The sequence below is a fragment of the Oleiphilus messinensis genome (assembly GCF_002162375.1).
Classification (GTDB): Bacteria; Pseudomonadota; Gammaproteobacteria; order Pseudomonadales; family Oleiphilaceae; genus Oleiphilus; species Oleiphilus messinensis.
The window spans coordinates 1,143,296-1,154,319 of sequence record NZ_CP021425.1; the positions used below are offsets into that span (position 1 = coordinate 1,143,296).

Sequence of the window (11,024 nt, forward strand, 5' to 3'; positions counted from 1 at the left end):
CCAACTGCTTTTGCGGTTTGGGTGTTTATCAGTGTTGGGCAAACCGCTTTGCCTCTTCGCTCAATTCGTTGAAATCCGTGTAATTCAATTCAAGGCGTGTACGCACATCATGGGCTTCAAAAAAAATGATTTCAGTTGGCCGGGTGGTTCCGCAAATTTGAATCCCCTGAAGAATCGTCTCCCAGGCCTGTTGTTGAGGTGTTAATGCAAGACACTGCTGTTCGCCACTATTTTTGTGCAGCCGGAAGTGTTTCGTCAGGCGTTGTTCGTTTTGTTGAAATATCGCAAGCATAATATCGCTGATAATCTGACCACTGGCTTTGGTCTTGATGGCGAGTGTGCCATCATCACGCCATTCGAGCTCGGACAGCCCCGCATTGGAAAACAGATTCGTTTTTACAATAGGGGTCAGCAAGTGCCAGTAGAGGCCTTTTTCCGGTTTATAATAAAACTCCCCCGTTGACTCTATGGCGCGCTGCAGGATCGGAACCTGTTTTTGTTGCTGAAACGAGCCCTGTTGAGTTTCCAGGTTATAAGTTTCCAGGTTGTTGGTTTCCAGGTTGTTGGCTAGTCCGGGCCATATCTGGAAAATACTCTGCCCCTCACTGTCCCCTGATGTATTCAAGGGGATGGGGTCAAACCCGTCGAGCCATGACTCTTCGGCAACGCTTGCTCGGGAGAGAAGCACTAGAGCAGACATGACCAGTACTGTGGCAAAATTCGCCTCCCGATCCAGCAGCATTTTTTTGCAACGCTGTGGTTTCATGGACTCACCTCTCACATCTTATTCCCAGTCGTTGTTTCAATATGGCCGGGGTTTCAAATTGCATTTCCTGCGTTTCACGTGCCACTGCAACCTGGATGGTATGCGCTTTGGTCAGTCGTTTGCCGGTATCGATGTCGATGATTTCGTAATTGAGCTTCAATCGGGTTTCAAACTCAGCCAGTTTGCAGGATACCTGAATCCATTGTCCAAAGCAGGCGGGGGCAACATACTTCAGGCGCATATCGACAACGGGCCAGAGGTAACCTGAATGTGCCATTTCAAGGTAGCCATAATTGATTGAATCCAGTAGTTCGCACCGTGCGAGCTCCAAATACTTAACATAGTGGCCATGCCAGACAATGTGCATGGAGTCGACATCAAAAAACGGAACTTTAATTTTTGTTGTGATCGCGACTTCAGGTACGCTCGTCATAGCCGAGATTCCAGTATTGTTGTTGGATGAGTTGTACTGTTTCCCGTAGTTCGGACTCCATCGGGCGGTCTTGTTCAAGGAACGGGATTTTTGAACACAAATCATGAATCATGGCTTGCAGACTTGTACCCAAGGTACCGAGCTGCAATTCACGCTGTGCCTCTCGTAGACGAAGTCCTTGCAAACTTGCGAGTAAACCTGCTGCGACAACTTGTTCAGTCAATTGCAATACCCGCAGGCAGTCTCTGGCTGCGATTGTGCCCATGCTGACTTTGTCTTGATTGTGGCACTCGGTCGAGCGGGAAAAGACCGATGCTGGCATGGTGAGTTTCAGGGCCTCTGCAGTCCAGGCGGATGCACCAATTTGTACAGCTTTGAAGCCATGATGGATATAGCGTTGTTCCGGGGCTGCACCGGAAAGATTGGCCGGAAGTCCATGGTTAAACTTTTCATCCACTAACAGGGCAATTTGTCGGTCTATCAGGTCGGCCAGATTGGCCACACAGTTTTTCAGCGTGTCCATGGCTAACGCGATATGGCCACCGTAGAAATGGCCACCATGGAGCACGTGTTCTCCCATGCCATCGATTATCGGATTGTCATTTGCACTGTTCAGTTCGTTTTCAATGTTGCTTCTAAGCCAGGGCAGCGTATCTTCGAGCACACCGATAATATGGGGAGCACAACGAATGGAATATCGGTCCTGCAAGCGATCAGCATTACGGGGGTGCTCATGTTCGTTCAGGTCGAGTCTTATCCATTTGGCCGCGTTCATTTGGCCGGCATGAGGCTTGACTGAAAACAGAATTTCATCGAAGTGATACGGATTACCATTGACCGCAACCGTTGATATGGCGGTGATGCGCGCACAAAGGCGGGATAAATACTGTGCCCGTGAAAATGCTTCACAGGCGAGTGCGGTCATCACAGCGGTGCCATTCATGAGCGCCAGGCCTTCCTTGGGTTTCAGCGTGAGCGGCGTAATGCCCTCAGCCGCCATGGCATTCTTTGCCGGTAAAACGGCCCCCTGGTAGTAAACTTCCCGCTCGCCAATCAGAGCTCCTGCGACGTAAGATAACGGTGTCAAATCACCGCTTGCACCGACAGAGCCTTCCTGAGGTATACGTGGAATGATACCGCTATTGATAAATTGTACGAGCTGGTCGAGCAGTTCCCAGCTGACTCCGGAGTACCCCTGACACAAGGAATTCAAGCGCACGGCCATAACGGCGCGAGCTTGTGCTTCACTCAAGTAATCCCCAAGTCCACAACCGTGAAAACGAGTGAGGTTGATCGGCAGGTCGGAGACAATATCCAAAGGGATTTTCACCGAGCAGGAGTCTCCGTAACCGGTTGTCACGCCATAAATCACACCATCTTTAGTCAGCAACTTGTTGAGAAAATTGATACCTGAATCGATCCGTTCGACAAAGCCGGGGCTCTGGGAGAGCTCGACATTCATTTTGCCATTGGCAACGGCCAGAATGTCTTCAATGGTGATGGCTTGTTGGCCAAAGGCCAGGTCTTTGATCTGGCGCGACGGAGTGTATTGACTCATGCTTGTTTCCTGACTCGTTATGACTGTTGGCGCGGGAGACTGCTGCGTTCGGTCTGGCAGTCCTTCGCCCAAAAGTCATAAAAATTAAACCACTGATACGGGTGCCGAACCGTATGATATTCCAACCGGCTGGCGTATTGATCAATCCAGCTTTGCAATGCCTCCTGGCGTTTTTTCCGTGGAAGTTGTAACGGGTCAGCAAATGGCTCCAGTATCATCTGGTAGCGTAACTGCGCGTGCCTGGTTTTCATGAAAAAAAGCAAGTATACCGGACACTCCAAAAGACTGGCGAGCACGAATGGGCCTATTGCAAAGGGGGCTGATTCACCCAGAAACGTGCTGTATTTGATTTTTCCTGGGCCCTGAACGGGAGTTCGGTCTCCGACAATGACGACAATTTCGCCTTGATCCACGCGTTCTCTGAGCAACATCATCAACTCGGGACTGAGGGTCGAAACCTGAATCAGGTCAATTTCTGCGTCCGGATTTATTTCGTTCAGTATGCGATTGAACGCGACAGCATGGTGGGTGTATACCAATACGTTGATGCGCTTGTTGTATTTGCTGGAGGCGATGGCCCGGCAGGCCTCTATGTTGCCCAAGTGGGAGCCGATGAACACTGCACCTTTATTCCCGTGCATAATGGCTTGAACCCGGTCCGGGTCGGCGTACTGCACATGGGTGGCATTGAGTTTTCCGATCCAGGAGTCAATTTTGTCGAGCACGATCCAGCCAAAATTCAGGTGATGCCAATAACCTTGCCAAAATCCTGGTTCCGTCTTGAAGGTCTGCTGTTCAGGATGTTGTTCCACCCGGCGCAAAAAGTTCAGTGAAGCAGTCCGGGAGGTTTTACCAAAAAGGTAAAAATAAAAGATTACCGGCGCGAAAAAAATACTGAGCACGAATCTGCCGAATAGCCGATAAATCCAGAGCAGTATACGAATGCCCAGAATCGACCCCCGTTCCTGGGCGTTGGCCCAGTGTTTTGATGTGTTGCTCATCGGCCAGATCCTGCGGATTGCACTGGTAATGCTTTTTGCATCCGGCGCCGGCGCTGATTGCGGGCCAACAGGTTGGGGAGGCGAACCAGCATTCTCAGAAACAGACGTGTGTGCATCCAGCTGATGAGTACATTATCCTCCAGTGGTCGAAAATGGGAGGTGATATCCTCAGCATAGATAACTTTGGTGGGTACAAACTGAATATTTACGCCGCGCCAGTAGAGTTTGACCATGACTTCGATATCGAAGTCCATTCTTTTTCCGAGTCGTTCTTTGTTCAGTAAGGGAATAACCTGATGCAGGGGATAAACCCGAAAACCGCACATGGTGTCTTCAACACTGAATGACAATGTCTCGATCCAGACCCAGAAATGTGTAATATAGCGCCCATATAGACGACTTTTGGGTACACTGTCGTCATAGACCGGTTTACCGCTAATCAGGTCTTCCGGGTGTGCCTGTGAGAGCTCGAGCATACGGCTTACATCGTTCAGGTTATGCTGCCCATCGGCATCGATCTGTAGTGCATGGCTGTAACCATCAAGCCGGGCTTGTCTCAGTCCGGACTGGACAGCTCCACCTTTTCCCTGATTGCTGTTATGCGTCACGATTTTCAGTTTGCTGTAGCGTTGGCTCAAGGCTCGAATGACTGCTTTCGTCTGCGCATCACTACCGTCATCAACCATGATGATTTGCATATTCATACCGGCAAGGGCATCAATCACGCTGGCAATATTCTGGCTGTGATTGTAGTTTGGAATTACAAAGCAATAGTTATTCAAAATCAGTATCCATTAATTGTCGCTCAGAATGACCCTGCCTGAGGCATGTTTTCCCTGTTTTGATTCAAAACTGAATATGAACTTATCGCTGGTTTTGGTTGTCAGTGTCAATACCACGATATCGCCCGGGCGAATGATATTCTGAAATTTCAGAACTTCAACCTGTTTGACTGCCGAATTTGAACGGTTCAATAATTTTTTGCCGTAGGTAATCGCCCATTGTAACTGCACAGCGCCGGGGAGTATGGGGTGACCGGGAAAATGCCCCTCCAGAAAACGGAGATCTTCAGGAATCTGGAGCCTAATTGTTGCTTCGGGTAATTCACTGTCGGTAAAAGTTGCGCCCAGCTCAACAGGAAGAATTCGTGCGTGATCTGTCATGGCGTCTTTACCTTGTTTGTTGAACATTGGGTATCTTTCGGTGTGAGGTTCTGGCTGTCCTTCGCCGCGACTTCCTTCAGCGCGAAAAGGGGGATGATATCGGAGTCAATGTACTTGCCTTGGGCATTGGTTTTGAGTGCGGTTAAAAAACGCCATTTACGGGGTATTGTGACTGCTTCGAAGTAGCGTGTCAGTTCGGCTTTTAACGTCCTGATGAGGCTTCTTCGCCCCTTTTGTTCCAGTATTGCGTGCCCGTTATTTGACAACGTAACCGCTGCCCCGAGAATGGTTCTTGTACTGTTCTCCTTTTGGGGGAGCGCAACGATTCGACACGCTGAAACCCATGAAAGCTTTTCGAGTTGGTTTTCCAGTTCGGCCAGGTTGATTCGCTTCTCTTCAATTTTTACAATCCGGTCCAATCTACCCCTGAGTTGAAAGGTGGTTGTTGTCAGCGATGATATTTCATCATCAGTATCGTACCAGTCCGGGCCAATAAAGGGTGAACGGATACTCAGACGGTTATTGACCGGTTGCTGTTTTATTTCGATTGCTGGGAAGCGGTGCCAGACCTGCTGATTAACATCTGTTTGCTGGCGCCAGGCGATACCGCCTGTTTCCGTACTACCGTAGACTTCAATGGGATACTGGTGTAGTTGGTCTGACAGTATTTTGGCGTGTTCATAATGCAGGGGGCCACCAGATGAAAATAGTTGCTGCAGGTTTTCATGGTAGGGTTGCAACACATTGTCGGAAACCAATCGGCTCAAAAAAGCCGGACTACTAACGAGTGTTACCCGGGATTCTGTGCTCAGGTGTTGTGCCAGTGTTTCCGGATATATCAGTGTTTCACGGCTTATCGGGCGGCCCAGGCTCAAAGGCCAAAGTAGCCGAAACAGTAAACCGTAAATGTGCTGATGCGAGACCGTGGAGAGTATTGAAGAATTCTGAAGCGGCCACTTTTTTTGTAATACCTGAACTTCGTTTTCCAGCTGGTGCATCCGTTTTGATATGGCTTTTGGCTTGCCCGAAGAGCCGGATGTAAACATCAACAGCTTGCCAGTGTGAATATTGTTGAGGCGCCGGGCTAGTAAGTCCAGGAGAGCCTGAGTATCGAGGACACGGGGAATGTCCCCGAGATTAATATGGGGTAGTGCTAAACCCGGTTTGTCAATGGTATCGGGGGTGATTGCCTGTTCATAGCAGTCACGCAAATCTGCGATGTATTCCGGGAGGTCATTCTGGGGTAATACAACACGCTTGCCAGCACAAAGTAGCGCGAAGAAGTAGCTTGCAAACCAACCCGTGTCCGGGTGGAACAATAGCCAGTCTGTTTCGTTTCTGTTTTCAAAATACTCGGTCAGAAGTGCGAGGCGTACTGCCCAGTCCTTACCCGATACACAAGTAGATGAACCGAAAAAAAGGGTCGGCTGCTTTAGCAGTGAATTCAGGTTAATCATGCTGTTTTATAAAAAAGTAGCGGTACAGCCACTCTGAGGTGATGAGTGTGCCTAATAGAATGTACGCAATAAATCCGTTATACCAGGTCCATAGGGAGAGTGACCCCCAAAAAATGGTGTAGCTGGTGAAGAAACTGTTTGCGATAAAGTAACCGCACCAGATTTGGGTAACCCGGCGAGTATAGCGCACGCCTTCAGGAGACAGCTCCGGATCTTGCATTCGTGCAAAGCGTTCTATGATCGTTGGTGGGTGGTTTAGTGACCATGCGAAGATCGACAGCATCGCGAGATTGATGATCAGTGGATAGAGTCGGACGCCGATTTCACTTTCTTGTAGTGCAGATAGAATGAGCACGATAAAAGCAATGAGGGTAATCGTTGCAGTGGGTTTGCCCAGTGGGCTGGATATTTCACTGTGCTTGCTTCGAAACAGAAACAGGCGTGCCGCTAACAGACTGGCAAGGAGTGCCGCAACCCAGGAAACCGGGAAAAACTGCAATCCGGTGAAAACAATCACCGGATAGAGCATCAATGCGATCAGGAAAATGCCTTGTAGAAATTTTTTTTGCATAGGGCTTCGTCATCAAGCGGCGCAGGATGGCACACAGTGTTGGCCTAAAGCCCCAGCAATTCAGCAGTACAGTCTACAACATCTTGTAATGTCCGAACCGATTTGAATTGCTCTGGGTCGATCTTTTTTCCGGTAAGTTCCCGAATTTTAACCGCTAAATCCACTGCATCGATGCTGTCCAGGTCAAGGTCTTCAAACAGCGATGCTTGCGGTGTAATGTCTTCTGCGTCCAGGTCAAACTCGTCAATCAGCACCGTTTTCAGTGTGCTGTAAATCTGTTCCTTGTTTTCCATATACCATTACTCTGATTTGAAGTTGGCTTTGACAAAACTTGCCAGGGAATTAACTGAGGCAAAGTGCTGTTTTGCAACCTCTGAGTCGGGATCCAGTTTGATATTGTAAGATTTCTTAATCGCCAACCCCAGTTCCAGTGCGTCAATCGAGTCTAAACCCAGTCCTTCGATGAACAGTGGTTCATCATCAACAATATCTTCAGGGGAGGTGTCTTCAAGATCCAGAGTTTGGATAATCAATTCTTTGATTTCGTTTTTCAATTGTTCCATAACGCGCTAACTTCTCAACATAATAGCTTTCCAGGTCTCGAGTGACCTGGCGGGACAGTTTACTACGGGTAATGTCTGTCTTGCCTTGAGTCCAGTCATATTCAGGTAAAACCAGTGCCTCAAAGTTAATTTTCCCGGTTTTCGGGATATGATACCACTTATCGTCCTTTGTCAGTGTTTTTGGGTAACAGAAAATTAACAATGGCAAAAACGGGGTGCTGCTGCGCAGGGCAATATTGGCTGCCCCCCGCTTAAAGCAGATTGGCTGACCGGGTGTGGTGCGGGTACCCTCCGGGAAGATGATCAGGTTATTGCCCTGATCAAGCGAATGTTTGCAATCATCCAGCATATGGTCAGGGTCGGCATTGCTGATATACCCCGTATTTTGAATCACGCCACGCAAAAAGGGGTTGCGAAACAAGTGCGCTTTCACAACACAATCCGCATTTTTGACCAGTGAAATCAGGACCACAATGTCAATCAAACTGGGGTGATTGGCAACGATGATTTTGCCTTTTGCATTTTTCAGAGCATCCAGACCTTCAACTTTCAAATTCAGTATGCCGAGAAATTTCATCATGCCAATGAAAAAGCGGAACGTGTGATGAACGGTTTTCTTGGCCGCGGCTTTTTGTCTCTCTGCTCCCGAATACACAACTTTCTGCAAGGGAAACCAGGTAACACACAGGAGTAGTCCGCCAAGGCCAAAAAATGTAAAGCAAATGCCCGTGGCAACTATCCGCCAAAGGTAATTGATTTGCTCAAATCGTAAATTAGAGGATATTCGTTGCTGTATCATTTCCGCACATCAGCCCCTGTGGTCGTAACGGTCGCGTGCCTGATCCAAGTCCAATGCCGGGTACCGGCGACAATCTCGCACTGTTGCTCTGCTGATTCGAGGAATCTGCGCAGCGCACTGGCTTCGCACTCGGAGGCGGATGCCCCTTTGGCGTTGGATTCAAGTAAGGAAACAGGCATCCCTTGCTCCGGTGTGAGTGTTAGAGCAAGTGCTATTTCCGAGCGTGGTTCGTGGGTGAATGGCCGGTAAATTTCCGGTACCGGAAAATCAGTATAAATAATGCCAATCGATTTCAGCCTTTTGGCATGCAATCTGGCCACCGCCTCAGTAATGGCATAATGTAGGGTACATTCGCCTGCAGAAATTGAGGCGCTGGCTTTTTTGTTGCCCAGAATCATACCAAACAGGCCGGCTGTTGCATTGTGCACCGAGAGGCCAAATTGTGTCGGACTGAGTTCTGTTTTGTGGATGACGTCTGTGAGCAGTCCAACGGTACGCTGTAAATCGCCGTGCCGAGACGCAAATACCGTTTCCATATCGCTGTTTATACCGCACTGGTGAGCGACACCCAAAGCGGCTTTGGAGAATGCACTCAAGCGCCGACGTTGCATCGCCGGTATCCAGGAAAGATCAGCAGAAGGAGGTATTGAGTCTGAGGTCGATTGAGCACTGTCCATGTGGTCTTCGATTGGCCATACGGCCCAGCTGGAGAGACAAAAATCCATAAAACACCCTTGTTTTCGACTTGGGCCTCTGAAACGGTCGGCAATATTACTGCAAAGCATGCTACTGCTGCAACTTTGCTTTGTTAAAAGCTTGATCAACTCATTCTATCAATACACTAATCCTGATCCAGATTGATGCATGACTAAACTTTGAGTTGATTATTGGCTAAAATGCCCGCCTATTAGTCGATGCTGACTAATTATTCGGCAAGGTTGCCGGTCTCAGTATATTGAAACAATGGAAAATGGAGAAGTCGGAATGAAAAAGTTACTCTCGTTGCTGGCGTTGGTCATGGTGATATCTGCCTGCTCAACAACTGGTAAGTTCAAAGTACCGGAAGGGAGCCAGTTGTATTTGTACAAGCGCCCTCAACCGGTTCAAATTGGTACTGATGGCACGGTTACGACCAAGCCTTATTTCTGGACTGCGGCAGGATTTCCACCGGGTGGTGGTGTGCCTTACCGTCTTGAAAAAGATGGCAAAACCATCAAAGAAGGTCGCTTACGCGCGAAATTCCGCGTGGTTTCTATCTTTTGGCCGCCGTTTGCTTTGATCTATTGGCCAATGGGGTTAAATCCGAATATCACTTATGATCTGGTCAATGATACTCAGATGTAATACCGGGTACTGAGTGGCGGGTGATCCTGTGTTGCTGAAGGTTTGCCCGAATTGGTGCACTATTAAATAGGTCTGAGACCTATTTAATAGTCATTGCGAATTTTAATCGTCCTTACGACTTTTCATAGCCCCTGCAAATTTTAACCGCCCCTGCGAATTGATCGGTCCCGCAAATTAATCCTGAAGCACCATCAGCGCTAATTCCGTACCCGGCAAGCCCGTGTGTGCCATTAACAGGATTATACCGATAAGACCGCCGGCGGTTATCAAGTACCAGACCAATGAAAAGGTGATGCCATAGGCATTCATCGACATGCCTGGATTGTTTTTGAATTCTCGCCAACTCGCCATTAGATCAAGCACACCGAGAATCAGGAAGAATATCAGCAACATCAGCCCCAGTTTGATCGCAAAAGCCAATCCCGCAATGGTGAGCAGTCCCACAGTGACCAAGCCTGCTTTTTTCTGGCCAGACAATGCCAGAGCCTTGAATACCCGACCGCCATCCAGAGGAAGCACCGGTAGTAGATTGAACAGGTTAACCAGAGCACTGATAGAGGCGACCAGACCCATAAAATGATTTTCAGTAAAATAATAGCCAATGCCGAAAAGCAGGGTCATGGCGAGTCCGAAAAATGGGCCCATCATGGCAATGTATACCTCTTGCCAGTGGGTTTTTGGCGAATCACCCACCGCGACACCGCCAACAAACGGTATCAGATAGATACCCTTGGTTGGTATTCCGCATTTTTTCATGGCGCGAAGGTGGCCATATTCGTGAAAGATGAGAATTCCGATGATGGCTGCGGCGAACTCCCAGCTGTAGATAATACCCCAGGCACCGAGTGACATCCCGATGAGAGCAACTTGGATAACTTTGACACTTTTGAACAGCTTGAATGCAATACCTGCCCAGGCCCAAATGTGGCCATTGAATCCTTTTTTGGCTCGTTTTGTGGTATTGAGCTGTTCCGGGTTATCGAATGAGGTGGAGCGGGTCGCCTGTACCGCGCCGCTGTCTTCTCGCGGTGGTACATTTGGTGATTGAGGTGTCGAGAAAGCTTTTTCGTCAGAGTAGAGTACTTGCTCTCCGCGACGAATTTGAATTTTTACTTTTTGGGCAATCAGATCAAGATCAAACGAAAGCAGAACCGCTCCGATTGCCGGTAATGAGAATTCGAAAGTATTGTTGGGTTTCAGCGGGTAGGGTTCCGAGACCTGCTGGTCATCGACAAAAAGCGCTACAAACCCTTTTTCAGCACTTTGGCTTAAACGTATGTGGCTGTCAGCATACTGAATATTGAGGAGATCCATAAACGGTTACGTATTCCGGGAATAAACACAGAGGCCATTGTGCTAGGCCTCTGTG

General features: G+C 48.6%; 14 protein-coding genes. 1 reads left to right on the forward strand and 13 read right to left on the reverse strand.

Going from position 1 to position 11,024, the window contains the following annotated elements; translation table 11 throughout:
* Positions 1 to 28: 28 nt before the first annotated feature.
* Genes OLMES_RS05030 through OLMES_RS05085 form a run of 12 tightly spaced genes read right to left on the reverse strand, consistent with a single transcriptional unit; the run spans position 29 to position 9,036 of the window.
* Entirely contained in the window at positions 29 to 766 is a 738-nt protein-coding gene (locus tag OLMES_RS05030; RefSeq protein WP_087460249.1) for a LolA-like protein, read from the reverse strand.
* A gap of 4 nt (positions 767 to 770) precedes the next feature.
* Positions 771 to 1,199: an acyl-CoA thioesterase gene (locus tag OLMES_RS05035; protein WP_087460250.1), complete on the reverse strand. Its 429-nt coding sequence runs from the start codon at positions 1,197 to 1,199 to the stop codon at positions 771 to 773.
* Positions 1,183 to 2,757: an HAL/PAL/TAL family ammonia-lyase gene (locus OLMES_RS05040; protein WP_087460251.1), complete on the reverse strand. Its 1,575-nt coding sequence runs from the start codon at positions 2,755 to 2,757 to the stop codon at positions 1,183 to 1,185. Before OLMES_RS05040 ends, OLMES_RS05035 begins: the two co-directional genes overlap by 17 nt.
* Positions 2,758 to 2,774: 17 nt before the next feature.
* The gene (locus OLMES_RS05045; RefSeq protein ID WP_087460252.1) at positions 2,775 to 3,758 is read right to left on the reverse strand and encodes an LpxL/LpxP family acyltransferase; all 984 of its coding nucleotides are present in this window, start codon (positions 3,756 to 3,758) and stop codon (positions 2,775 to 2,777) included.
* Positions 3,755 to 4,540, reverse strand: a complete 786-nt coding sequence (locus OLMES_RS05050) for a glycosyltransferase family 2 protein (RefSeq protein ID WP_087460253.1) — start codon at positions 4,538 to 4,540, stop codon at positions 3,755 to 3,757. Before OLMES_RS05050 ends, OLMES_RS05045 begins: the two co-directional genes overlap by 4 nt.
* Before the next feature lie 12 nt (positions 4,541 to 4,552).
* Entirely contained in the window at positions 4,553 to 4,921 is a 369-nt protein-coding gene (locus OLMES_RS05055; RefSeq protein WP_087460254.1) for an ApeI family dehydratase, read from the reverse strand.
* A complete protein-coding gene (locus tag OLMES_RS05060; protein ID WP_087460255.1) occupies positions 4,918 to 6,378 on the reverse strand; it encodes an AMP-binding protein in 1,461 nt (486 codons plus the stop codon). Before OLMES_RS05060 ends, OLMES_RS05055 begins: the two co-directional genes overlap by 4 nt.
* The gene (locus OLMES_RS05065) at positions 6,371 to 6,949 is read right to left on the reverse strand and encodes a COG4648 family protein (protein ID WP_087460256.1); all 579 of its coding nucleotides are present in this window, start codon (positions 6,947 to 6,949) and stop codon (positions 6,371 to 6,373) included. The genes OLMES_RS05060 and OLMES_RS05065 overlap by 8 nt, the downstream gene beginning before the upstream one ends.
* A gap of 44 nt (positions 6,950 to 6,993) precedes the next feature.
* Positions 6,994 to 7,242 carry an acyl carrier protein gene (locus tag OLMES_RS05070; protein ID WP_087460257.1) on the reverse strand — a complete coding sequence of 83 codons (249 nt, stop codon included), beginning with the start codon at positions 7,240 to 7,242 and terminating at the stop codon, positions 6,994 to 6,996.
* Positions 7,243 to 7,248: 6 nt separating this feature from the next.
* The gene (locus OLMES_RS05075; protein ID WP_087460258.1) at positions 7,249 to 7,512 is read right to left on the reverse strand and encodes a phosphopantetheine-binding protein; all 264 of its coding nucleotides are present in this window, start codon (positions 7,510 to 7,512) and stop codon (positions 7,249 to 7,251) included.
* Complete coding sequence (locus OLMES_RS05080) at positions 7,457 to 8,311, reverse strand: lysophospholipid acyltransferase family protein (protein ID WP_087460259.1); 855 nt, start codon at positions 8,309 to 8,311, stop codon at positions 7,457 to 7,459. The genes OLMES_RS05075 and OLMES_RS05080 overlap by 56 nt, the downstream gene beginning before the upstream one ends.
* On the reverse strand, positions 8,308 to 9,036 hold the full coding sequence (locus tag OLMES_RS05085; RefSeq protein ID WP_157678143.1) for a beta-ketoacyl synthase chain length factor: 729 nt from the start codon (positions 9,034 to 9,036) through the stop codon (positions 8,308 to 8,310). Before OLMES_RS05085 ends, OLMES_RS05080 begins: the two co-directional genes overlap by 4 nt.
* 259 nt (positions 9,037 to 9,295) lie before the next feature.
* Between OLMES_RS05085 and OLMES_RS05090 the strand changes: the two genes are divergently transcribed.
* A complete protein-coding gene (locus tag OLMES_RS05090) occupies positions 9,296 to 9,655 on the forward strand; it encodes a putative periplasmic lipoprotein (RefSeq protein ID WP_087460261.1) in 360 nt (119 codons plus the stop codon).
* 174 nt (positions 9,656 to 9,829) lie between these two features.
* Here the strand turns inward: OLMES_RS05090 and OLMES_RS05095 are convergent, their stop codons facing one another.
* Positions 9,830 to 10,969 (reverse strand): site-2 protease family protein, encoded by a 1,140-nt coding sequence (locus tag OLMES_RS05095; RefSeq protein WP_087460262.1) that lies wholly within the window; start codon positions 10,967 to 10,969, stop codon positions 9,830 to 9,832.
* Between the last annotated feature and the right edge of the window lie 55 nt (positions 10,970 to 11,024).